This window comes from Mycolicibacterium mageritense (assembly GCF_010727475.1).
Taxonomy (GTDB): Bacteria; Actinomycetota; Actinomycetes; order Mycobacteriales; family Mycobacteriaceae; genus Mycobacterium; species Mycobacterium mageritense.
Map to the genome: position 1 here is coordinate 4,329,994 of NZ_AP022567.1, position 23,522 is coordinate 4,353,515.

Consider the following 23,522-nt stretch of genomic DNA (forward strand, 5'->3'; position numbering starts at 1 on the left):
GGTTCGTGAGGTGCACGTCACGTCAGCCGAGACGACGGAGCTGTTTGCCGGTTCAGCGGAAACACCGCTGCAGCTGGTGCGGGTGGCCTACACCGGGGCGAGCCCCGGCGAGACCGTGCGGGTCACCGGTGAAGGGCTGTCCGGCGAGGCGGCCGCCGAGCCGGGCGACGGCGTCGTCGAAGTGCCCGTCGCGGTCACCGGTGCCGTGCCGGGCGAAACCCGTACCGCGCGGGCCGCGGACGTGGCGTTCGAGTTCACCGTCGCCGAACCGGGCTGGACGATGTACATGATCAGCCACTTCCACTACGACCCGGTGTGGTGGAACACCCAGGCCGCCTACACCAGCGTGTGGACCGAGGATCCGCCCGGGCAGTGCAGGCAGACCCACGGGTTCGACCTCGTGGCGGCGCACCTGGAAATGGCGCGCCGCGAACCGGAATACAAGTTCGTGCTGGCCGAGGTCGACTACCTCAAGCCGTACTGGGATGCCCACCCCGAGGATCGGGCCGACCTGCGCCGGTTCATCGCTGACGGGCGCGTGGAGATCATGGGAGGCGCCTACAACGAGCCGAACACCAATCTCACCAGCCCCGAGACTGCGATCCGGAACTTCGTGGCCGGCATGGGTTTTCAGCGTGACGTCATGGGGGCGCGGCCCGCGACGGCGTGGCAGCTCGACGTGTTCGGGCATGACCCGCAGTTTCCGGGAATGGCGGCAGACGCCGGACTGACGTCGAGTTCGTGGGCGCGTGGACCGCATCACCAGTGGGGGCCGATGCAGAACGACGGCGATCCCGAGCGCATGCAGTTTCCCAGCGAGTTCGAATGGATCGCGCCGTCGGGGCGCGGCCTGCTCACGCACTACATGCCCGCGCACTACTCGGCGGGCTGGTGGATGGATTCCGCGGCGTCGCTGACCGAGGCCGAAGCCTCGACATACGCGTTGTTCACCAAACTCAAACGCGTCGCGTTGACCCGCAATGTGCTGCTGCCCGTCGGCACCGACTACACGCCGCCCAACAAGTGGGTCACGCAGATCCACCGGGACTGGAACTCCAGGTACATGTGGCCGAAGTTCGTGTGCGCGGTGCCGTCCGAGTTCTTCGCCGCGGTGCGCGCCGAGCTTTCCGAACGCGGTGTTGAGGCGTCGCCGCAGACCCGCGACATGAACCCGATCTACACGGGCAAGGACGTCTCCTACATCGACACCAAGCAGGCCAACCGGGCCGCCGAGGACGCGGTGCTTGACGCCGAACGGTTCGCGGTGTTCGCGGGCCTGCTCGGCGGGGCCGAGTACCCGCAGGCGGCGTTCGCCAAGGCCTGGGTGCAGCTCGCGTACGGGGCCCACCACGACGCCATCACCGGATCCGAATCCGACCAGGTGTATCTCGACCTGCTGACGGGTTGGCGCGACGCATGGGAATTGGGCACGGGCGCGCGCGACAACGCACTGGCGCTGTTGTCCGACGCCGTGGACGGTGCGGTGGTGGTGTGGAATTCACTGGCGCACAACAGAACCGACATCGTCACGGTGCGGCTGGACAAGCCGTTCGACGGTGCCGTTGTCGACACCGACGGACGGTATCTGCCGGTCCTGGTCGAGCACGGGGGCCTGACCGTCAGCTGGCTCGCGCGGGATGTGCCGTCGCTGGGCTGGCGCTCCTACCGGTTCACCGAAGGCCGGGGCTCCGGGTGGGAGCCGATCGCGGGCACCACCATCGAGAACGACTACTGCCGGCTGAGCGTCGACCCGGCACGTGGCGGCGGTGTCGATTCCGTCGTCCACGACGGCCGTGAGCTGATCGCCGACGGCGCTGTGGGCAACGAGCTCGCGGTCTACGACGAGTACCCGGCGCACCCGCAGGCCGGCGAAGGGCCGTGGCATCTGCTGCCAAAAGGGCCCGTGGTGTGTTCGTCGGAGGCCGCGGCTGACGAGATCCGTTGTTACCGTAGCGCGCTCGGGCAGCGTGTGGTGGTACGGGGCCGCATCGGAGACCTGCTGCGCTACACCCAGACCATCACCCTGTGGCAGGGGCTGGACCGGGTCGACTGTCGCACCACGATCGACGAATTCGTCGGTGCCGACAAGCTGCTGCGGCTGCGGTGGCCGTGTCCCGTTCCCGGCGCACTGCCGGTCAGCGAGGTCGGAGACGCCGTCATCGGCCGCGGTTTCGGGCTGATGCACGACCGCGGGGACAGCGGCCGCGCGGTGGACTCCGCACACCACCCGTGGACCCTCGACAACCCGGCCTACGGCTGGTTCGGGCTGTCCTCCGCGGTGCGGGTCCGGGTCGGCGATGCCGTGCGGGCGGTCTCGGTCGCCGAGGTCGTCACACCGGACACCGCGGCTGCTCCCGCAGCGCGTGATCTGATGGTCGCGCTGGCACGCGCCGGGGTGACCGCGACGTGCAGCCGCGCCGACAAGCCCCGCTACGGCGACCTCACGGTGGACTCCAACCTGCCCGACACCCGCATCACGCTCGGTGGACCGGACGAGAACTCTTTCACCGCAACCGTGCTCGCGGCCGCCGACGTGTCCTACAGCGACGAACTCAAGCGTCAGCTCGAACAGACCGGAACGGCCAGGGTGTGGGTGCCAGCCGCGGCGCCCCTGATCGAACAGTGGGTGCCGGGCGCCGATCTGCGCGCGGCGGCTGCCCTGCCCGTGTTGATCCTCATCGGTGACCTCGGCGGCGTCGTCGATGACCTGGCCGACGCGGAGATCGTCGTCGAACAGGGTGCGCCCGCCGGCGCCGAACGCTTCGAATCACACACCGTGGCGGTGCTCAACCGTGGCGTGCCGGGCTTCGCGGTCGATCCCGACGGCACCCTGCACACGTCGCTCATGCGGTCGTGCACCGGCTGGCCGTCGGGAACCTGGATCGACCCGCCCCGGCGTACCGCGCCCGACGGCTCCAACTTCCAATTGCAGCACTGGACCCACACATTCGACTACGCACTGGTCAGCGGTCCGGGTGACTGGCGCGCAGCCCGGGTGGCCGCGCGCGGCGCGGAATTCAACCGACCACTGCTCGCGGTGCCGGCACACGGTGGCGGAGGCGGCCTCCCGTCCTGGGGATCGCTGCTGGAGATCGAGCCGGCAGGCCGCGTGCAACTCGGCGCGCTCAAGGCGACCGGCAACCCGCTGGCCGCCGGCAGTGTCCGCACGACCGGTCCGGCCGACGGCGTCACCCTGAGGCTCGTCGAGATGTCCGGCAGCACCACGGATGTGACCATCCGATCCGGGCTGCGCACGGTCTCCGCGGCGACGCACCTGAACCTGCTCGAGGAGCCGGGGCCGCAGCTCGCGCACGCCGATGGGTTGACGCTGCACGGATATCAGATCGCGACCGTGGCGACGCGGCTCAACCTGCCGCAGGTGCTGCGGGCCGACCACCGCCGGCTGGCTCCCGAGGCCGAGGCGGCCCAACCGCTCTACGCCAGGTACTGGCTGCACAATCGTGGCCCCGCGCCGCTCGGCGGACTGCCTGCCGTCGCCCACCTGCACCCGGAGAACGTTGCCGCGCAGCCGGATTCAGAGATCGTGCTGCGCCTCACCGCGGCCAGCGACTGTACCGACGCGTCGCTGCACGGGCGTGTCCGGGTGCTGGTGCCCAAGGGCTGGGCCGCGGGCCCCGCGCAGCTGCCTTTCGTGTTGCCGCCCGACGAGCATCTGGAGACCGACGTGGTGGTGCGGGCGCCTGCCGGCACCGAACCCGGCCGCTACCCTGTGCGGGTCGAACTCGCGGTCACCGGCAGCGACTCGGGCTCGATGCCGCCGTCGTGGCGGCAGGTGGTCGAGGACGTCTGCATCGTCACCGTGGGTGACGGTGGGGGAGAAGTGCTCAAACTGGTGTCCGAGCCGCAGCCGATCGAGGTGAAAGCCGGTGAGACCGCCCGGCTTTCGGCGACCGTCGGCACCGATGCGGCCGCGGGCCTGACGGCCGAGGCGCACCTGATCAGCCCGTGGGGCACCTGGGAGTGGATGGGCCCGGCCGCGGCGGGCGCCGATGTGCCCGCCCGCGGCACGGTCGAGATCGGGTTCGACGTCACGCCGCCCGCCTGGCTCGAACCCGGCGAATGGTGGGCCCTGATCCGGGTCGGTTGTGCGGGGCGCCTGCTGTACACGCCCGCGGTGAAGGTCGCGGTCCGATGACGGTCGCGGCGCGGGTCGCGGGAAAACCGGTGCCGGTCACGGAGATCGACCGGCGTGAAGCGATCCTGCGGGCGGGCAATCGGGCTTCGGCGCTGCCGCGTCCCGGCACGAGTGAGGGCCGTCAGCTGCGGCGCTGGTTGACCCAGCTCGCGGTGGCCGAGCGGGTGGTCGCCGACGAGGCGGCGGCTCGGTGCCTGGTCGAGGACGGCGCTCCCACCGAGGATGCGGTGCTGCCCGACACCGCGGCGCGGTTGGAGATCGGCAGCGTCGCGGCCTCGACACTGGCCCTCCCGCTGGCCCGTGCGGTGTTCGCCGACATCGGCGCAGCCGTCGTCGTCACCGACGCCGACATCGCCGCCTACCATGCCCGCAACCCGCTGCGGTTCGCCACGAAATGCACTGTGCCGCACGGGTGGAACACGAGACCCGAGGCGCCCCCGCTGCACGAGGTGTCCGACCGCATCGCGCGGCTGCTGCGCGGGGCCGCCCAGCGGCGCGCCTTCCGGCTGTGGCTCGATGCCCGCTGCGCGGCCACGGTCGAACTCGCACCCGGCTACGAGCACCCCGGTGACCCCCGCCAGCCCGACAACACCCACAAACACTGATTGGCGCATCATCGATGACCCTCACCCTCGCGCTCGACATCGGCGGAACCAAGATCGCCACCGGGCTCGTCGACCCCGACGGCACCCTGGTGTACCAGGCCAAACTGCCCACTCCGGACGGCGACGCCGAAACCGTGTGGGCCGTCGTCGAACAACTGCTCGCCGAGACGCTGGCAGCGGCCGACGGCACCGTGCGTGGCGTAGGGGTCGCGTCGGCCGGTCCCATCGACCTGCCGAGCGGCACCGTCAGCCCCATCAACATCACCGAGTGGCAACGCTTTCCGATCGTGCAGCGGGTCGAGTCGGCGACCGGGCTGCCCGTGCGCCTCGGTGGCGACGGGCTGTGCATGGCGTTGGGGGAGCAGTGGCGCGGCGCGGGGCAGGGCGCTGAGTTCCTGCTCGGCATGGTGGTCTCGACCGGTGTCGGTGGCGGCCTGGTGCTCGACAGCGCACCGTATGACGGGCGCACGGGCAACGCGGGCCACGTCGGGCATGTCATCGTCGACCCCGACGACGGCACCCTGTGCACGTGCGGCGCCCACGGGTGCGTCGAGACCGTCGCGTCCGGCCCCAACATGGCGCGCTGGGCCCGCGGGCAGGGCTGGGATGCGCCGCCCGAGGCCGACGCGAAAGAGCTCGCCGACGCCGCGCTCGCGGGTGAGCCCGTGGCGCTGAAGGCATTTCAACGTGGGGCGCGGGCCATCGCGGCGATGATCGCCTCCGTCGGCGCGGTGTGCGACCTCGATCTCGTGGTGATCGGTGGCGGCGTCGCCAAATCGGGCGAGCTGCTGTTCGGACCGATCAGGGCGGCTTTGGTGTCTTACGCGGGACTGGATTTCCTGCGGGAGATGCGCGTGGTGCCCGCCGCGCTCGGCGGCGATGCCGGGCTGGTGGGTGCGGCCGCTCTCTTGCGGGGCTGAGCCTTTCGCGTCTCGCGCCGCATGTGAACGCGGCCCCAGTCGCACAGGCTCTGCAGCACGGGCGCCAGCGTCATGCCGTACTCCGAGATCGAGTAGTGCACGCACGGCGGGATGGTGCCCGCGTCGTGACGGTCGATGATGCCGTCGGCCACCAGCTCGTGCAGATGCCGGATGAGCATGCGCTCGGTGATGTCGGGAATGCTGCGCCGGAGCTCGGCCGTGCGCATGGGGCCGTCACACAACCGCCACAGGATGGTGCCCTTCCATCTGCCGTCGATGACCGAAAGCGTCGCGTCTATCGGGCAGTCACCGATCTCCTTCTTCGACACCGCCACGGCAGGCCTCCCCGCACGTTGAACTGACTAATTTGTCAGTACCTTGTTTTGTGACAGCATAACGACCAGGCTCGACGACATGGAACAGATCGTGCAGATCCTTGCCATCGTGGTCACCGGACCGCTCGTCGGCGTCGAGTTCGGGGTCGCGGCATTCCTCAACCCGATCCTCGGGCGGCTGCCCGACGAGGCCTACCGGCAGGCCCGCGGCGCCGGCAGCCGGATCTTCGGGACCGTGATGCCGTTCTGGTACTGCACCGCGGCGGTCCTGTTGATCGCGGCCACGCTGATCAACCCCGGCTTGCCGCTCATCGCCGCGGTGGTGTTGATGGGTGCGGTGATGGTGCTGACGCTCACCACGCTGGTGCCGATCAACAACCGCATCGCGGCCTGGGCGGGCGGACCTGCCGACACCGCCGCTGCCCCGCCCGAGCTGGCGCATCGCTGGGATCGGCTGCACCGGGTGCGCGTGGCACTGTTGGCGGTGCTGCTCGTGCTGGTGGTGACGGCTGCGGTGGCAGGGCTCGATTAGGAAGTGCGCGCGTGTTCGGCTACCCTTGACGCGTTCCACCGAAGACCGTCGGTCACCGATGAGCGCTTGCGCGAAGAGTAAGCACTCGAGCAATCGGTTGAAGGTCCGGATCGCTCTGTTGTTCATCGCGCAAGCGGTGCATCAGAGACCCGGCGGCCCACGCAGGAGGACGAGGCCAGTTAGATCTGCGGGCCGACACCCGCGTATTTTTCCGCCCCGACCTGTCTGCGTCGGGGCGTTCGTCGTTTCCGGCCCCAAGTTGGTGGAGCACCCGATACCCACCACAAGGAGGCATGCATGGCCAAGGCTGACAAGGCCACGGCGGTTGCCGACATTGCCGAGCAGTTCAAGGAGTCGACGGCCACCGTCGTCACCGAGTACCGCGGGCTGACCGTGGCACACCTGGCTGAGCTCCGCCGTTCCCTCGGCGACTCCGCCACGTACACCGTCGCCAAGAACACTCTGGTGAAGCGCGCCGCTTCCGAAGCCGGCATTGAAGGCCTCGACGAACTGTTCGCCGGCCCCACGGCGATCGCGTTCGTCAAGGGCGAGCCGGTCGACGCCGCCAAGGCGATCAAGAAGTTCGCCAAGGACAACAAGGCGCTCGTCATCAAGGGCGGCTACATGGACGGCAGGGCGCTGTCCATCGCCGAGGTCGAGAAGATCGCCGACCTGGAGTCCCGCGAGGTGCTGCTGGCCAAGCTGGCAGGCGCCATGAAGGGCAACCTGTCCAAGGCTGCCGGTCTGTTCAACGCGCCCGCTTCTCAGGTGGCCCGGCTCGCTGCCGCGCTGCAGGAGAAGAAGGCCGCCGAGGAAGCCGCTTAACCGCAACCGCTCAACCCACCCAAACATCTGTAAGAAGAATCAGGAAGGACCATCACCATGGCCAAGCTGTCCACCGAAGAACTGCTCGACGCGTTCAAGGAAATGACCCTGCTGGAGCTCTCTGAGTTCGTGAAGCAGTTCGAGGAGACCTTCGAGGTCACCGCCGCCGCTCCGGTCGCCGTTGCCGCCCCCGGTGCCGCCCCGGCCGCCGCCGAGGCCGCCGAGGAGCAGTCGGAGTTCGACGTCATCCTCGAGAGCGCCGGCGAGAAGAAGATCGGCGTCATCAAGGTCGTCCGCGAGATCGTCTCCGGCCTGGGCCTGAAGGAAGCCAAGGATCTCGTCGACAGCGCCCCCAAGCCGCTGCTCGAGAAGGTCGCCAAGGAAGCCGCCGACGACGCCAAGGCCAAGCTCGAGGCCGCGGGCGCGACGGTCACCGTCAAGTAGTTTTCGCCGACGCAAAAATCCCCCGAATCTTCGCGGATTCGGGGGATTTTTGCTGTTCGTGGGGGTATATAGCCGGTATCCGGTACAACGTTGAAACTCGGCAGCCGCGGTGCGCTATGGTGACTCAAACCACAGGCGGGTTGCAGGTGAATCGCGGACGTAGGCGGAAGGGTCTCGGATGGCTGGCGTCAGTATCGAAGTAAATGGGCTGAGCAAGTCCTTCGGATCCTCGAAGATCTGGGAAGACGTCACGCTGACGATCCCCGCCGGTGAGGTCAGCGTCATGCTGGGCCCGTCGGGTACCGGCAAGTCGGTGTTCCTGAAGTCGCTGATCGGTCTGCTGCGCCCGGAGCGCGGCTCGATCATCATCGACGGCACCGACATCATCCAGTGCTCGGCCAAGGAGCTCTACGAGATCCGGACGCTGTTCGGGGTGCTGTTCCAGGACGGCGCGCTGTTCGGCTCGATGAACATCTACGACAACACGGCCTTCCCGCTGCGTGAGCACACCAAGAAATCCGAGAGCGAAATCCGTGAGATCGTCATGGAGAAGCTCGAGATCGTGGGTATGCCCAACGACGGTCACAAGTTCCCCGGCGAGATCTCCGGCGGTATGCGTAAGCGCGCCGGTCTGGCCCGGGCCCTGGTGCTCGACCCGAAGATCCTGCTCGTCGACGAGCCGGACTCCGGTCTCGACCCGGTTCGTACCGCTTACCTGTCGCAGCTGCTGATCGACATCAACGCGCAGATCGACGCGACCGTGCTGATCGTGACGCACAACATCAACATCGTGCGCACGGTGCCGGACAACATCGGCATGCTCTACCGCAAGCACCTGGTCATGTTCGGTCCTCGCGAGGTGCTGCTGACCAGTGACGAGCCGGCCGTCAAGCAGTTCCTCAACGGCCGCCGTATCGGCCCCATCGGCATGTCGGAGGAGAAGGACGAGGCGACCGCGGCCGCCGAGCAGGCCGCGCTCGATGCCGGTCACGGCGACGGTGGTGTCGAGGAGGTCGAGGGCGTGCCGCCGCAGATCACCGTCACCCCAGGTATGCCGGTGCGTCAGGCCGTCGCGCGACGTCAGGCGCGCGTGCGCGAGATCCTGCACACCCTGCCGCCCGCCGCCCAGGCCGCGATCCTCGAAGACCTCAACAACACCAGCGGCCAGACGCAGCAGGCGGCCCCGCTGCCGCAGAACTACGACGAGCCGACCGCTCGCCATCAGCGGACCGCCGACGACGAGCCCACCGGGGTGATCGAGGTTCCTGGGAAGAGTTAGTCGCCAAGACAAGGTGAACGAGGCCGGGCCGCAAGGCCCGGCCTCGTTCGTTTGTAAGACGGGTCGGGACGGGCTTCAACGGCCCTGTGGCGGCCGCTGCGGGCCATTGAGGACTGGTTGAGGGTTCTGGGTGTCCAACGGGGTTACGCGCGCTGTCGGAGGGTTGGGTTAAGTTGGACATCGTGCTGGTGAACACACATATTCGGCGCGTCACCTCTTGACGGACGGCGCCTTAAGGGCCAGTCTGTTGGGCAGCATGTTCGTATCGGGTAGTTCGAGACGCCAGCCAGCGCCTTACCGGCACGGATATCGTCGGGAGATGCTCGCCCAGTGATGCTCATTACTGGGCAGTTGAGGAATGCGCCGTTCTGCGCTATCGTTGGACGTTGCGCTGGCTGCCTCCTGCCCACCCTCAGTATTCGACACCGTAGGTCTTGCCTGAGCATTGCTCAGTGATCTCGTCGCGTGCCGTCGGACAGGTCGTCAACCAGCCGAACCGACGCAGAATCGCGGCTAACCTGACCGGCAGTTGATGTCCTCCGGAAAGTCGCATGAGGTGCTGGAAGGATGCATCTTGGCAGTCTCTAGCCAGAGCAAGTCAGCAAACGCTACCACCAATAACTCCGTCCCAGGAGCACCGAACCGAGTTTCATTTGCAAAGCTCCGCGAGCCTCTTGAGGTTCCGGGGCTACTCGACGTTCAGACCGATTCCTTCGAATGGCTGGTCGGTTCCGACCGTTGGCGCCAGAACGCCGTGGACCGCGGCGAGGAGAACCCTGTCGGCGGCCTCGAAGAGGTGCTGGCCGAACTCTCGCCGATCGAAGACTTCTCGGGCTCGATGTCGCTGTCGTTCAGCGACCCGCGCTTCGACGAGGTCAAGGCCCCGGTCGACGAGTGCAAAGACAAGGACATGACGTACGCGGCCCCGCTGTTCGTCACGGCCGAGTTCATCAACAACAACACCGGTGAGATCAAGAGCCAGACGGTCTTCATGGGCGACTTCCCGATGATGACCGAAAAGGGCACCTTCATCATCAACGGCACCGAGCGCGTCGTGGTGTCGCAGCTCGTCCGTTCGCCCGGTGTGTACTTCGACGAGACCATCGACAAGTCCACCGAGAAGACGCTGCACAGCGTCAAGGTGATCCCCGGCCGCGGTGCGTGGCTGGAGTTCGACGTCGACAAGCGCGACACCGTCGGTGTGCGCATCGACCGCAAGCGCCGTCAGCCCGTCACCGTGCTGCTCAAGGCGCTGGGCTGGACCAGCGAGCAGATCGTGGAGCGCTTCGGCTTCTCCGAGATCATGATGGGCACGCTGGAGAAGGACAGCACCGCGGGCACCGACGAGGCGCTGCTGGACATCTACCGCAAGCTGCGTCCGGGCGAGCCGCCGACCAAGGAGTCCGCGCAGACCCTGCTGGAGAACCTGTTCTTCAAGGAGAAGCGCTACGACCTGGCCCGCGTCGGCCGCTACAAGGTCAACAAGAAGCTGGGGCTCAACGCCGGCCAGCCGATCACGTCGTCGACGCTGACCGAAGAGGACGTCGTCGCGACCATCGAGTACCTGGTGCGCCTGCACGAGGGCCAGACCACGATGACCGTCCCCGGCGGTGTCGAGGTTCCGGTCGAGGTCGACGACATCGACCACTTCGGCAACCGTCGTCTGCGCACCGTGGGTGAGCTGATCCAGAACCAGATCCGCGTCGGCCTGTCGCGTATGGAGCGTGTCGTGCGTGAGCGCATGACCACGCAGGACGTCGAGGCGATCACGCCGCAGACCCTGATCAACATCCGTCCCGTCGTGGCGGCGATCAAGGAGTTCTTCGGCACCAGCCAGCTGTCGCAGTTCATGGACCAGAACAACCCGCTGTCGGGTCTGACCCACAAGCGTCGCCTGTCGGCGCTGGGCCCCGGCGGTCTGTCCCGTGAGCGCGCCGGCCTCGAGGTCCGCGACGTGCACGCCAGCCACTACGGCCGCATGTGCCCGATCGAGACCCCTGAAGGTCCGAACATCGGTCTGATCGGCTCGCTGTCGGTGTACGCGCGCGTCAACCCGTTCGGCTTCATCGAGACCCCGTACCGCAAGGTCGTCGAGGGCGTGGTCACCGACCAGATCGATTACCTCACCGCCGACGAGGAGGACCGCCACGTCGTGGCGCAGGCCAACTCGCCGACCGACGCCGATGGCCGCTTCAGCGAGGACCGCGTCATGGTCCGCAAGAAGGGCGGCGAGGTCGAGTTCGTGGCGGCCGATCAGGTCGACTACATGGACGTCTCGCCGCGCCAGATGGTGTCGGTCGCGACCGCGATGATCCCGTTCCTCGAGCACGACGACGCCAACCGTGCCCTGATGGGTGCCAACATGCAGCGCCAGGCGGTTCCGCTGGTGCGCAGCGAGGCCCCGCTGGTCGGTACCGGCATGGAGCTGCGTGCCGCGATCGACGCGGGCGACGTCGTGGTGTCGGACAAGGCCGGTGTCATCGAAGAGGTCTCGGCCGACTACGTCACCGTGATGGCCGACGACGGCACCCGGCACACCTACCGGATGCGCAAGTTCGCCCGGTCCAACCACGGCACGTGCGCCAACCAGCGTCCGATCGTGGACGCCGGGCAGCGGGTCGAGGCCGGCCAGGTCATCGCCGACGGGCCCTGCACCGAGAACGGTGAGATGGCGCTCGGCAAGAACCTGCTCGTGGCGATCATGCCGTGGGAAGGCCACAACTACGAGGACGCGATCATCCTCTCCAACCGCCTGGTGGAAGAGGACGTGCTCACCTCGATTCACATCGAAGAGCACGAGATCGATGCCCGCGACACCAAGCTGGGCGCCGAGGAGATCACCCGGGACATCCCGAACGTCTCCGATGAGGTGCTGGCCGATCTCGACGAGCGCGGCATCGTCCGCATCGGCGCCGAGGTCCGCGACGGCGACATCCTGGTCGGCAAGGTCACCCCGAAGGGCGAGACCGAGCTGACCCCGGAGGAGCGCCTGCTGCGTGCCATCTTCGGTGAGAAGGCCCGCGAGGTTCGCGACACGTCGCTCAAGGTTCCGCACGGTGAGTCCGGCAAGGTCATCGGCATCCGCGTGTTCTCGCGTGAGGACGACGACGAGCTGCCCGCCGGCGTCAACGAGCTGGTCCGCGTGTACGTCGCGCAGAAGCGCAAGATCTCCGACGGCGACAAGCTGGCCGGACGCCACGGCAACAAGGGCGTCATCGGCAAGATCCTGCCCGTCGAGGACATGCCGTTCCTGCCCGATGGCACCCCGGTCGACATCATCCTGAACACCCACGGTGTGCCGCGTCGTATGAACATCGGCCAGATCCTGGAAACCCACCTCGGGTGGGTCGCCAAGGCCGGTTGGAACATCAACGTGGCCGACGGAACCCCGGACTGGGCGAGCAAGCTGCCCGAGGGCCTGCTCTCGGCGCCTGCCGACAGCATCGTCTCCACCCCGGTGTTCGACGGTGCGCAGGAAGGCGAGCTGGCCGGCCTGCTCGGGTCGACGCTGCCGAACCGTGACGGTGAGGTCATGGTCGACGGCGACGGCAAGGCGACGCTGTTCGACGGCCGCAGTGGCGAACCGTTCCCGTACCCGGTGACGGTCGGCTACATGTACATCCTGAAGCTGCATCACCTGGTGGACGACAAGATCCACGCCCGCTCGACCGGTCCGTACTCGATGATCACCCAGCAGCCGCTCGGTGGTAAGGCGCAGTTCGGTGGCCAGCGGTTCGGTGAGATGGAGTGCTGGGCCATGCAGGCCTACGGCGCGGCGTACACGCTGCAGGAGCTGCTCACCATCAAGTCCGACGACACGGTGGGTCGCGTCAAGGTGTACGAGGCGATCGTCAAGGGCGAGAACATCCCCGAACCCGGTATCCCGGAGTCGTTCAAGGTGTTGCTCAAGGAGCTGCAGTCGCTCTGCCTGAATGTTGAGGTGCTGTCTTCCGACGGCGCGGCGATCGAGATGCGTGACGGTGACGACGAGGATCTGGAGCGTGCCGCTGCCAACCTCGGAATCAACCTGTCGCGCAACGAATCCGCCTCTGTGGAAGACCTGGCCTAAACAGATTTCTAGTCCCGAAAGGGGAAAGGGAGTTACGTGCTAGACGTCAACTTCTTCGATGAACTCCGCATCGGCCTCGCCACCGCGGACGACATCCGTAACTGGTCCTTCGGCGAGGTCAAGAAGCCGGAGACCATCAACTACCGCACGCTCAAGCCCGAAAAGGACGGCCTGTTCTGCGAGAAGATCTTCGGACCGACTCGCGACTGGGAGTGCTACTGCGGCAAGTACAAGCGTGTGCGCTTCAAGGGCATCATCTGTGAGCGCTGCGGCGTCGAGGTGACTCGCGCCAAGGTGCGTCGTGAGCGGATGGGCCACATCGAGCTGGCCGCGCCCGTCACGCACATCTGGTACTTCAAGGGTGTGCCGAGCCGGCTGGGCTACCTGCTCGACCTGGCGCCGAAGGATCTGGAAAAGATCATCTACTTCGCGGCCTACGTCATCACCGGCGTGGACGAGGAGATGCGGCACAACGAGCTGTCGACGCTCGAGGCCGAGATGGCCGTCGAGCGCAAGGCCGTCGAGGACCAGCGTGACTCCGACCTGGAGGCCCGCGCCCAGAAGCTCGAGGCCGACCTGGCCGAGCTCGAGGCCGAGGGTGCCAAGTCCGACGTGCGCCGCAAGGTGCGCGACGGCGGCGAGCGCGAGATGCGTCAGCTCCGCGACCGGGCCCAGCGTGAGCTGGATCGGCTCGAGGAGATCTGGAACACCTTCACCAAGCTGGCTCCCAAGCAGCTCATCGTGGACGAGGTGCTCTACCGCGAGCTGCAGGACCGCTACGGCGAGTACTTCACGGGCGCCATGGGCGCGGAGTCGATCAAGAAGCTCATCGAGAACTTCGACATCGACGCCGAGGCCGAGTCGCTGCGTGACGTCATCAAGAACGGCAAGGGCCAGAAGAAGCTGCGGGCGCTCAAGCGCCTGAAGGTCGTCGCGGCCTTCCAGCAGTCCGGCAACTCGCCCATGGGCATGGTGCTCGACGCCGTCCCGGTGATCCCGCCGGAGCTGCGTCCGATGGTTCAGCTCGACGGTGGCCGCTTCGCGACCTCCGACCTGAACGACCTGTACCGCCGCGTGATCAACCGCAACAACCGGCTCAAGCGACTGATCGATCTGGGCGCGCCCGAGATCATCGTCAACAACGAGAAGCGCATGCTTCAGGAGTCGGTGGACGCGCTGTTCGACAACGGCCGTCGCGGCCGTCCGGTCACCGGGCCGGGCAACCGTCCGCTCAAGTCGCTGTCCGATCTGCTCAAGGGCAAGCAGGGCCGCTTCCGGCAGAACCTGCTGGGTAAGCGCGTCGACTACTCGGGCCGTTCGGTCATCGTGGTCGGCCCGCAGCTCAAGCTGCACCAGTGCGGTCTGCCGAAGCTCATGGCGCTGGAGCTGTTCAAGCCGTTCGTGATGAAGCGTCTGGTCGACCTGAACCACGCGCAGAACATCAAGAGCGCCAAGCGCATGGTCGAGCGTCAGCGTCCCCAGGTGTGGGATGTCCTCGAAGAGGTCATCGCCGAGCACCCGGTGCTGCTGAACCGTGCACCTACGCTGCACCGCCTGGGTATCCAGGCCTTCGAGCCGCAGCTGGTGGAAGGCAAGGCCATCCAGCTGCACCCGCTGGTGTGTGAGGCGTTCAACGCCGACTTCGACGGTGACCAGATGGCCGTGCACCTGCCGCTGTCGGCAGAGGCGCAGGCCGAGGCCCGCATTCTCATGCTGTCGTCGAACAACATCCTGTCCCCGGCGTCGGGCAAGCCGCTGGCCATGCCGCGTCTGGACATGGTGACCGGTCTGTACTTCCTGACCACCGAGGTCGAGGGGGACACCGGCGAGTACGTCGCGGCCGGTACGGATTCGCCCGAGCAGGGTGTGTACAGCAGCCCGGCCGAGGCCATCATGGCGCTCGACCGCGGTGCGCTGTCGGTGCGCGCCAAGATCAAGGTGCGGCTGACCGATCTGCGTCCGCCTGCCGACATCGAGGCCGCGCAGTTCCCGAACGGCTGGCGCCACGGAGACGCCTGGGTCGCCGAGACGACGCTGGGTCGCGTGCTGTTCAACGAGCTGCTGCCGCACGGGTATCCGTTCGTCAACGAGCAGATGCACAAGAAGGTCCAGGCCCGGATCATCAACGACCTGGCCGAGCGCTACCCGATGATCGTGGTCGCGCAGACCGTCGACAAGCTCAAGGACGCCGGCTTCTACTGGGCCACCCGTTCGGGTGTCACCGTGTCGATGGCCGACGTGCTGGTGCCGCCGCAGAAGCAGGAGATCCTGGAGCGGCACGAGGCCGAGGCCGACGCGATCGAGCGCAAGTACCAGCGTGGTGCCCTCAACCACACCGAGCGCAACGAGTCGCTGGTCAAGATCTGGCAGGACGCCACCGAAGAGGTCGGTAAGGCTCTGGAGGAGTACTACCCCGCGGACAACCCGATCATCACGATCGTGAAGTCGGGCGCCACGGGTAACCTCACCCAGACCCGCACCCTGGCAGGCATGAAGGGTCTGGTGACCAACCCGAAGGGTGAGTTCATCCCGCGGCCCATCAAGTCGTCGTTCCGTGAGGGCCTGACGGTGTTGGAGTACTTCATTAACACCCACGGTGCTCGTAAGGGTCTGGCCGACACCGCGCTGCGTACCGCCGACTCGGGTTACCTGACCCGTCGTCTGGTGGACGTGTCGCAGGACGTCATCGTGCGCGAGACCGACTGTGAGACCGAGCGTGGTATCACGGTGCACCTGGCCGAGCGTGCCGCCGACGGTTCGCTGATCCGCGATGCGCACGTCGAGACCTCGGCGTTCGCGCGCACCCTGGCCACGGACGCGGTCGACGCCGACGGCAACGTGATCGTCGAGCGCGGCCACGACCTGGGTGACCCGGCCATCGACGCATTGCTCGCGGCCGGCATCACGCAGGTGAAGGTCCGCTCGGTGCTGACCTGCGCCTCGGCCACCGGGGTGTGTGCGAAGTGCTACGGCCGCTCGATGGCCACCGGCAAGCTGGTCGACATCGGCGAGGCCGTCGGCATCGTCGCCGCCCAGTCCATCGGTGAGCCCGGCACGCAGCTGACCATGCGTACCTTCCACCAGGGTGGTGTTACCGGTGGTGCCGACATCGTCGGTGGTCTGCCCCGCGTGCAGGAGCTGTTCGAGGCCCGCATCCCGCGGAACAAGGCGCCCATCGCCGACGTCGCGGGCCGGGTGCGGCTGGAGGAGAGCGACAAGTTCTTCAAGATCACCATCGTTCCCGACGATGGCGGCGAGGAAGTTGTCTACGACAAGCTCACCAAGCGTCAGCGCCTGAAGGTCATCACCCACGAGGACGGCTCGGAGGGCGTGCTCTCCGACGGCGACCACGTCGAGGTCGGCGACCAGCTGATGGAAGGCTCCGCCGATCCGCACGAGGTGCTGCGTGTCCAGGGCCCCCGCGAGGTGCAGATCCACCTCGTCAAGGAGGTCCAGGAGGTCTACCGGGCCCAGGGCGTGTCGATCCACGACAAGCACATCGAGGTCATCGTCCGGCAGATGCTGCGTCGCGTCACGATCATCGATTCGGGCTCGACGGAGTTCCTGCCCGGTTCGCTGACCGAGCGTGCCGAGTTCGAGGCCGAGAACCGTCGCGTCGTGGCCGAGGGCGGCGAGCCCGCGGCCGGACGTCCGGTGCTCATGGGCATCACCAAGGCATCGCTGGCCACGGACTCGTGGCTGTCGGCGGCGTCGTTCCAGGAGACCACTCGCGTGCTGACCGATGCGGCCATCAACTGCCGCAGCGACAAGCTGAACGGTCTGAAGGAAAACGTGATCATCGGCAAGCTGATCCCGGCCGGTACCGGCATCGCCCGTTACCGCAACATCCAGGTGCAGCCGACCGAGGAAGCCCGCGCTGCGGCGTACACGATCCCGTCCTACGAGGATCAGTACTACAGCCCGGACTTCGGCCAGGCCACCGGTGCCGCGGTGCCGCTGGACGATTACGGCTACTCGGATTACCGCTAGCTAGTCACGGAAAAGCCCCCGCCTTGTGCGGGGGCTTTTTCGTGTGCGTGCCATCTCCGGGCCCGTCCGTTGTCACGCTGGAGTGGCGCTCGACGCCGACGGTCACTCTGGCGTGACAATGGTTGCTCAGGACGTCGCCAAGGTGGGCAACCCGGGGCCGTCGAGTTCACCGAGCGCCACGGGCCGACCCGAGATGGCCAACAACAGGGCCAGCGCGGTGCCTCTTATCTCATCCCCTTCACCGATGGCCAGGTCGGCGTCGGTCGCAATGATCCGCACCTGGGTGAGAAGTTCCTTCGCTCCGCCGAATGATCGTGAGGTGCGGGCCTGTTGGCGCAACGATCTGACGACGGCCTGCGGGGCGTAGGTGTGCGCGATGCCGAGCGGGCGACGGATGTCCTCGCCGTGCACGACTTCCTCGACGAGTCGCGTGTCGAGGGGCGCCGGGGGAGTCGACGTCCGTGCTGCGGCGCTGCGCAGGCGCTCCAGCGTTTCGTGCGGGGACGCGCCGCGGGCACGCGCGACGCCACGCGCGTTCTGCCGGTCGAAGTCGAAGCGCGCCCGGGCCATGTCGACCAGGAACCCGACCCGCGTCGTCATCGCCACATCGACCAGATGCGCCACGACGTCGTGCACACTCCACCCGTCGCACAGTGATGCGGTGTCCCACGCGTTGTCGTCGAGGCGCGCGAGGTCGGCGATCAGCGCTGTCCGTTCGGCGTGCACCATCGGCCATACGTTGTTGTCCACACTGCATACGACCAAGCGGGCCGCGGAAAGTCATCGCAGCACCGGCTGACGTGTCGCACCGTCTCACTAGACTGGCTGCGTGCTTATCGGTTCGCATGTAGACAACACCGACCCTCTGGCCGCGGCGGCCGCTGACGGTGCCGACGTGGTGCAGTTCTTCCTCGGCAACCCGCAGAGTTGGAAGAAGCCGAAACCACGTGAGGATGCCGACGTGCTCAAGGCGTCGGCCATCCCGCTCTACGTGCATGCGCCGTATCTGATCAATGTCGCGTCGGCGAACAACCGTGTTCGGATCCCGTCCCGCAAGATCTTGCAGGACACGTGCGACGCTGCCGCCGAGATCAACGCGACCGCCGTCATCGTCCACGGTGGTCACGCCGACGACAACGACATGGACGCCGGGTTCGAGCGCTGGGTCAAGGCGCTCGACGCGCTGAACACCGACATCCCGGTCTACCTGGAGAACACCGCGGGCGGTGACCATGCGATGGCGCGCCACTTCGACACCATCGCGCGGCTGTGGGATCGCATCGGCGACAAGGGCATTGGCTTCTGCCTCGATACCTGCCACGCCTGGGCCGCGGGGGAGGCGCTGGTCGACGCGGTCGAGCGGATCAAGGCCATCACCGGCCGCATCGATCTCGTGCACTGCAACGACTCGCGGGACGCGGCCGGCTCCGGCGCCGACCGGCACGCCAACTTCGGTGCCGGACAGATCGATCCGCAGTTGCTGGCAGCTGTGGTCAAAGCGGCCGACGCGCCGGTGATCTGCGAGACCTCAGAGGAAGGCCGCAAGGACGACATCGCGTTTCTGCGCGAGCACGCCACCGACTGAGCCGCCACGCCCGAACAGTCCCAGAACAGCTGGTTACCGAACGGTGAACTAGGCTCATCTGGGTGTCCACGATTGACGAAGAGCAGTCAATCGTGCGGTTACCGGTCGATGCCCCTGCGAAGGCCGTCGACCGCCGCGCACTCGTATTGCGAATCGTGCGCTATCTGGCGATCGCGGTGTGGGCCGTCGTCGTGGTGTACCGCACGGTCACGGACGGCTTTGCCTTCAACCGAGAGTTGTTGCTGCTCTACATCTCTACCGGGCTGCTGGCCGCCAGCATCGGCCAGGGCCGGCGCATGCTCTACGTCATCAGGGACTGGTTGCCGTTCGCCCTGGTGCTGGTCGCCTACGACCTCAGCCGCGGAGCCGCGACGCTGATCGGCCGGCCCACGCTTTGGCACTGGCAGATCGACGCGGACCGCTGGCTGTTCTTCGGTTCGGTGCCCACGGTGTGGTTGCAAGAGCGGCTCAAGCTGCCGCACCCGCCGTGGTGGGAGATCGTGATCAGCACGGTCTACATGTCGTTCTTCATCCTGCCGTACGTCGTGGCCGGGGTTTTGTGGCTGCGCGACCGCGACGAGTGGAAGCGGTTCGTGCGACTGTTCGTCGGGCTGTCGTTCGCCGCGCTTGCGATCTATGCGCTGTTGCCCGCCGCGCCGCCGTGGGCTGCGGCCAGGTGCACCGCGGAGGATGTCGACGGCGGCCCGTCCGGTCCGCGCTGCATGTTCCGTTCGGCGCGCGAGGCCGCCGACGGAGGACTGCTGGGTGCGATGCAAACCAGCCAGGACGGCGCACACGACTGGATCGAACGGATCGTCACCCGTGGCTGGGGCAAGATGAATCTGCACTCCGCCGCGGCGCTGATCGATCAGGGACAGGCGAGTGTCAATCTCGTCGCCGCGATCCCGTCGCTGCATGCCGGCCTGACGGCCGCGGTCGCGGCGTTCCTCTGGAACCGGGTGAACCGCGGGTGGCGGCCCGTGCTGGTGGCCTATGTGCTGATCATGGCCTTCACGCTCGTCTACACCGCAGAGCACTACGTCATCGACATCCTGCTCGGGTGGGCGCTCGCGGCAGTCGTCGTCACGGTACTCAGTCGGTACGAAGCGAGAAGGACGGCGCGCTCCGGGCCACCGCAGTTGCAGGACGGGATCGCAGCACCTGAATTGCCGTCCGGACGAGGTGCGTCGCGGCCATAGGCTCGTCGTATGACGGGCAGGGGAGACGGCGACAGGCCGTCCTCGGGCCGCTGGCTGACGACTGTTGCCGGAAGCTGTGTCGGGCTGGGTCTGGCATTGCTGCTCGCCGCGGTGGTCGCCGGCAACTTCAGCCGGACCTGGGCGACGAAAAGCCAGCTGCCGATCCGCAATCTCGGCTGGGACAGTTCCACTCCCGCGATCGCGGCCGGGCTGGCGATGGGCGTCGGATTGCTTGTTTTCGCGGCAGTCGTCGTCGCGTTGGCCTACCGGGCATGGATCCCTGCCGCATGCGTTGCCGGGGTCGGTGCGCTGGCGACGCTCGCCTACAGCACCATGCTGCGCAACTACGGAGCCATGACAACCTCCTACACGTCTGCGCAGCAAGTCCCGGCTGCATTCGCGGCCTGGCTGTTCGCCGCGGCCGGTGCGGTGGCTGCGCTGGTCGGCGCCGTGGTCTTCATCTGGCGTCCTCGCGCCGTGAGATGGCTGTCGGTTTCCTCGGGTGTCGCCGTCGGGGTGGTTACGGTGATCGCGGTTTCGGCAGTACTCATGCGCGATGCCGATCCGGGCAGAGACTTCGATGCGACGACGGCTGCGGGCATCGCGACGCCACCGATCCCCGGCGCTCTCGGTGTCGAAAAGCGGTTCGCCCTCCAGTTGGATGTGGCCGACGAGCACGCGGTCCTGGCGGCCGGTGCCGGGTTTGTGGCGCGCGTGCCTGACGGCGTCCGCGCGTTCGATTCGGCCGGGCAGCCGCGGTGGCACTATCTGCACAACGGCCAACCCCGGTGGAAGACCGAATTCGTCGGGGTGTTCGACGACGGCGCAACGGTTGTCGTCGGCTTCGATTCCGGAGCACACATGGCCGGTGAGGTGGTGGGTCTCGATGCCGTCACCGGAGAGCTGTTGTGGCGCACTGACAAGATGAGTGTCGCCCTGACTGTCGATGAACTCGCGTCACCCGGCGCGACGGATCCCGCAGCGCCGTTCTACCTGACGGTGGCCAACGGATCGGAGGTGGCACGAATCGACACCAGAACCGGAAAGGAACTCTGGCAGACCAGAATTCCCTACCCGCACATGTACCTGCCGTTCGATACCCACGCCGGGATCGGGTACTTCAGCGGAGAAGCGCGAAACACCGGTGTCGACATGCGATACGTGTCGCTGGATCCACAGACCGGGACCATCCGATTCGATGTCCCGATCGGCACGTATCGGTGGGAGGACGTCGACGGCGTCGGGTGGCCCGCGCGGATCAACGCGAGACACGCCGGGCGCGACGGGATGGTGTTCACCGACGGGGACGGCTCTCCGCAATTCTTCAACGCAGCTACCGGCGCTGTTGCACCGTTCGATGCCGCCGAGGTGCTCGGTCCCGGGTCGGCCGACGAAATCCTGGCGCTGACAGCCGGACACGGCGTTACCTTGCGCGAGGCGCAAGACGGCCGTGTTCGGTGCACGATCGCCGGCGCCGTCGACGTCGAGACCGCGGGCTGGCTGGGTGACGAAGTGCTGCTCGGTGATCGCGACGGGGTGTCGGCCTACCGGCGCTCGGACTGCTCACCGGTCGCCGCCGGTGGGCACCGGGTGCCGGGCGGGAACATCGTCGTCGCACCGGGAGTCGTGCTGATCGTTGACGCGGCGTCGGGCGCGGACACGATCGCGGGGTACAGCTGACCGATGCGACTTCAGCCGGGCTGAGCGCCTGAATTTGCCGCGCTTGCGCAATGCCAGTGCGCCTTAGGCTTACCCGCGTGGATGGGGGAAATGACGCCGGGCCGTCACGGCTTGCCCGGTGGGGGACGAACGTGGCCGCCGGTCTGGTCGCGGCGGGTTCGGTGTTTCTGGCGGCCGCCACCGGTCTGGCCATCTTCAGTCAGATCTGGGCGTCGACGACACCGCTGCCGCGCAACGACACCTTGGGAGCGCCGGGCACCACCGTGTGGCTGTCTGTCGGCGTCGGTGTGCTCGTTGGCGCCGCGACAGCACGGGCATTGCTGCGACGCTCCTGGGGGCTTGCGGTGTGCGTCGCTCTTGGCGGGGTGTTCGCGATGATCGCCCTGGCCGTGCTTCCCCACAGCCTTCTGTCGGACTACAAGGATCTGACCACGAAATACTCTGCGGCGCAGCAAGTTCCGACGGCATTCGCTGCCTGGCTGCTGGTGTGCGCGGGTGTCGTCGCGATCTTCGCCGGGGCTTGGGTGTTGCTGGGGTGGCCCCGGCTGACCCGCGCGGCGTTCGGAACTGGTGCCGTTGTCGGAGTGGTGATCGCACTCGTGGTGGCGGCGCTCTTTCTACGCGACGCAGATCCGAATCGGAACTTCGACGCGTCGACTGCCGCCACCATCCCAATCCCGGCAGTGCCGAACACGCTGGGAGCTTCGGAGCGGTTCTCCGTGAGAATCGAGGTGCCGCGGCAGGTCGGTTCAAAGATCACCGATACGGTGCGCGGTGCCGGCCCAGGATTTGTGGTGCGTACGTCCAACGGGGTGCGAGCGTTCGACTCGGCGGGACACGAGCGGTGGCACCACCTGCACACCGACGAGTGGTCTGTCAGCGACATGCACGTGTTCGACGACGGCGCGACGGTCGTGGCCCGCTTCGCTCCGGATGGCGGCAGATTCGGTGTGGCGGTGGGACTCGACGCGATGACCGGACAAGTGTTGTGGCGCAGCGCCGATCACGAGATCACGTCGGCCGTTGCCGGAATGGGTGCGGATTCTGGCCTGAGCGCCAACGAACCGCTGTACCTGGTTGTGCCCGGGGAGTCGACGTTGACCCGAATCGACACGAGGACCGGGCGAAAACTGTGGAGTGTCGGTGTCCCCGACGACTATTCCTCAGTGGATTCCGAAGCCGGCGTCGGATATTTCACCGGTGCGGAGAACAACGGCAGAACCGACGTGCACTACGTATCGCTGGATCCGCAGACCGGCAATGCCCGATTCGACGTCGTCGCTGCCACGTACCGGGTGGCCGAGGAGGACACGTATGCTTCGAACCACGTGCGTGCGGTGAAGCAAGCGGGCCGCAACGGCGTTGTGTTCACAACTCGAGCCGATGGCGGGACGCATTACCTCAACGCGTTGACCGGACAGGTTTTCCCGTTCGATGGCGACTTGCTGTTCTCGACAGTGGCGACCGATGACTTTGTTGCGAGCGAGCATTCGTTTCAGCCGAACACTCCGAGCATCAACGCGATCCGCGAGCAACCGGACGGGCGCGTCCGTTGCCCCCTTCCCGAGGGCGTCGTCGTCGGGCCGACGGACTGGCTTGCCGATGAGGTTATCTATGCCGACCGCGCGGGCCTCATCGCATACCGGCGGTCGGATTGCTCGGAGGTTCCAGCGGCAGGGCCCAGGGTGCCTACCGGCGACCTGACGGCCGTGCCGGGTGTGGTGCTCGTGGCCGATTTGAACCCGGCCAGCTTGGTCATCAGGGGATACGCCTGAAAGTCGCCGTCGAATCTGGTGCACCGGTTGACGCTTCAGCTGCCCTAAGTTTGAGCTGTGACCAACGGGGGTGGAATGTCGCAGGTCAGACTGCGGCTGGGATCTGTTGCGCAAGTCTGTAACGGGAT

15 protein-coding genes are annotated in these 23,522 nt (G+C 67.1%); 13 read left to right on the forward strand and 2 right to left on the reverse strand.

Features of this window, described 5'->3' with window-relative positions:
- Positions 1-10 precede the first annotated feature (10 nt).
- From G6N67_RS20795 to G6N67_RS20805, 3 genes are read left to right on the forward strand one after another with little or no spacing between them, the layout of a single operon-like run.
- A complete protein-coding gene (locus G6N67_RS20795; RefSeq protein ID WP_036429207.1) occupies positions 11-4,156 on the forward strand; it encodes a glycoside hydrolase family 38 N-terminal domain-containing protein in 4,146 nt (1,381 codons plus the stop codon).
- A complete protein-coding gene (locus tag G6N67_RS20800) occupies positions 4,153-4,761 on the forward strand; it encodes a DUF7158 domain-containing protein (RefSeq protein WP_036429205.1) in 609 nt (202 codons plus the stop codon). The genes G6N67_RS20795 and G6N67_RS20800 overlap by 4 nt, the downstream gene beginning before the upstream one ends.
- A gap of 14 nt (positions 4,762-4,775) precedes the next feature.
- Positions 4,776-5,681: an ROK family protein gene (locus tag G6N67_RS20805; protein WP_036429203.1), complete on the forward strand. Its 906-nt coding sequence runs from the start codon at positions 4,776-4,778 to the stop codon at positions 5,679-5,681.
- Here the strand turns inward: G6N67_RS20805 and G6N67_RS20810 are convergent.
- A complete protein-coding gene (locus G6N67_RS20810; RefSeq protein ID WP_036429202.1) occupies positions 5,582-6,016 on the reverse strand; it encodes a winged helix-turn-helix transcriptional regulator in 435 nt (144 codons plus the stop codon). The two genes, G6N67_RS20805 and G6N67_RS20810, sit on opposite strands and share 100 nt — an antisense overlap.
- Before the next feature lie 79 nt (positions 6,017-6,095).
- Between G6N67_RS20810 and G6N67_RS20815 the strand changes: the two genes are divergently transcribed.
- The 6 genes from G6N67_RS20815 (at position 6,096) to G6N67_RS20840 (ending at position 17,155) form a co-directional block, all read left to right on the forward strand.
- Entirely contained in the window at positions 6,096-6,548 is a 453-nt protein-coding gene (locus tag G6N67_RS20815) for an anthrone oxygenase family protein (RefSeq protein WP_036429200.1), read from the forward strand.
- A 297-nt stretch (positions 6,549-6,845) separates the two neighbouring features.
- Entirely contained in the window at positions 6,846-7,373 is a 528-nt protein-coding gene (rplJ, locus tag G6N67_RS20820; protein ID WP_036429199.1) for a 50S ribosomal protein L10, read from the forward strand.
- A gap of 57 nt (positions 7,374-7,430) precedes the next feature.
- Positions 7,431-7,817 (forward strand): 50S ribosomal protein L7/L12, encoded by a 387-nt coding sequence (gene rplL, locus G6N67_RS20825; RefSeq protein WP_036429197.1) that lies wholly within the window; start codon positions 7,431-7,433, stop codon positions 7,815-7,817.
- A gap of 178 nt (positions 7,818-7,995) precedes the next feature.
- Positions 7,996-9,096, forward strand: coding sequence for an ABC transporter ATP-binding protein (locus G6N67_RS20830; protein ID WP_036429195.1), 1,101 nt, complete (start codon positions 7,996-7,998; stop codon positions 9,094-9,096).
- A gap of 556 nt (positions 9,097-9,652) precedes the next feature.
- Positions 9,653-13,165, forward strand: coding sequence for a DNA-directed RNA polymerase subunit beta (gene rpoB / locus G6N67_RS20835; RefSeq protein ID WP_036434438.1), 3,513 nt, complete (start codon positions 9,653-9,655; stop codon positions 13,163-13,165).
- Positions 13,166-13,201: 36 nt separating this feature from the next.
- Positions 13,202-17,155 (forward strand): DNA-directed RNA polymerase subunit beta', encoded by a 3,954-nt coding sequence (locus tag G6N67_RS20840; protein WP_036429193.1) that lies wholly within the window; start codon positions 13,202-13,204, stop codon positions 17,153-17,155.
- A gap of 126 nt (positions 17,156-17,281) precedes the next feature.
- Here G6N67_RS20840 and G6N67_RS20845 read toward each other — a convergent pair whose 3' ends face one another.
- A complete protein-coding gene (locus tag G6N67_RS20845; protein ID WP_036434437.1) occupies positions 17,282-17,884 on the reverse strand; it encodes a maleylpyruvate isomerase family mycothiol-dependent enzyme in 603 nt (200 codons plus the stop codon).
- Between the two features lie 100 nt (positions 17,885-17,984).
- Between G6N67_RS20845 and G6N67_RS20850 the strand changes: the two genes are divergently transcribed.
- The 4 genes from G6N67_RS20850 to G6N67_RS20865 all read left to right on the forward strand — a co-directional run bounded on the left by G6N67_RS20850 (position 17,985) and on the right by G6N67_RS20865 (position 23,394).
- Positions 17,985-18,740: a deoxyribonuclease IV gene (locus G6N67_RS20850; protein WP_036429191.1), complete on the forward strand. Its 756-nt coding sequence runs from the start codon at positions 17,985-17,987 to the stop codon at positions 18,738-18,740.
- Positions 18,741-18,802: 62 nt separating this feature from the next.
- The gene (locus G6N67_RS20855; protein ID WP_036429190.1) at positions 18,803-19,939 is read left to right on the forward strand and encodes a phosphatase PAP2 family protein; all 1,137 of its coding nucleotides are present in this window, start codon (positions 18,803-18,805) and stop codon (positions 19,937-19,939) included.
- 9 nt (positions 19,940-19,948) lie between these two features.
- A complete protein-coding gene (locus tag G6N67_RS20860; RefSeq protein ID WP_081812409.1) occupies positions 19,949-21,619 on the forward strand; it encodes a BamB-related PQQ repeat family beta-propellar protein in 1,671 nt (556 codons plus the stop codon).
- A gap of 77 nt (positions 21,620-21,696) precedes the next feature.
- Entirely contained in the window at positions 21,697-23,394 is a 1,698-nt protein-coding gene (locus G6N67_RS20865) for a BamB-related PQQ repeat family beta-propellar protein (protein WP_163642257.1), read from the forward strand.
- The last annotated feature ends 128 nt before the right edge of the window (positions 23,395-23,522 follow it).

Bases quoted from the DNA above. Each gene is read 5' to 3' on its own strand.
- G6N67_RS20800 (WP_036429205.1), top strand. From the start codon at position 4,153: ATGACGGTCGCGGCGCGGGTCGCGGGAAAACCGGTGCCGGTCACGGAG.
- G6N67_RS20805 (WP_036429203.1), top strand. From the start codon at position 4,776: ATGACCCTCACCCTCGCGCTCGACATCGGCGGAACCAAGATCGCCACC.
- G6N67_RS20815 (WP_036429200.1), top strand. From the start codon at position 6,096: ATGGAACAGATCGTGCAGATCCTTGCCATCGTGGTCACCGGACCGCTC.
- rplJ (WP_036429199.1), top strand. From the start codon at position 6,846: ATGGCCAAGGCTGACAAGGCCACGGCGGTTGCCGACATTGCCGAGCAG.
- rplL (WP_036429197.1), top strand. From the start codon at position 7,431: ATGGCCAAGCTGTCCACCGAAGAACTGCTCGACGCGTTCAAGGAAATG.
- G6N67_RS20830 (WP_036429195.1), top strand. From the start codon at position 7,996: ATGGCTGGCGTCAGTATCGAAGTAAATGGGCTGAGCAAGTCCTTCGGA.
- G6N67_RS20845 (WP_036434437.1), bottom strand. From the start codon at position 17,884: ATGGTGCACGCCGAACGGACAGCGCTGATCGCCGACCTCGCGCGCCTC.
- G6N67_RS20860 (WP_081812409.1), top strand. From the start codon at position 19,949: ATGACGGGCAGGGGAGACGGCGACAGGCCGTCCTCGGGCCGCTGGCTG.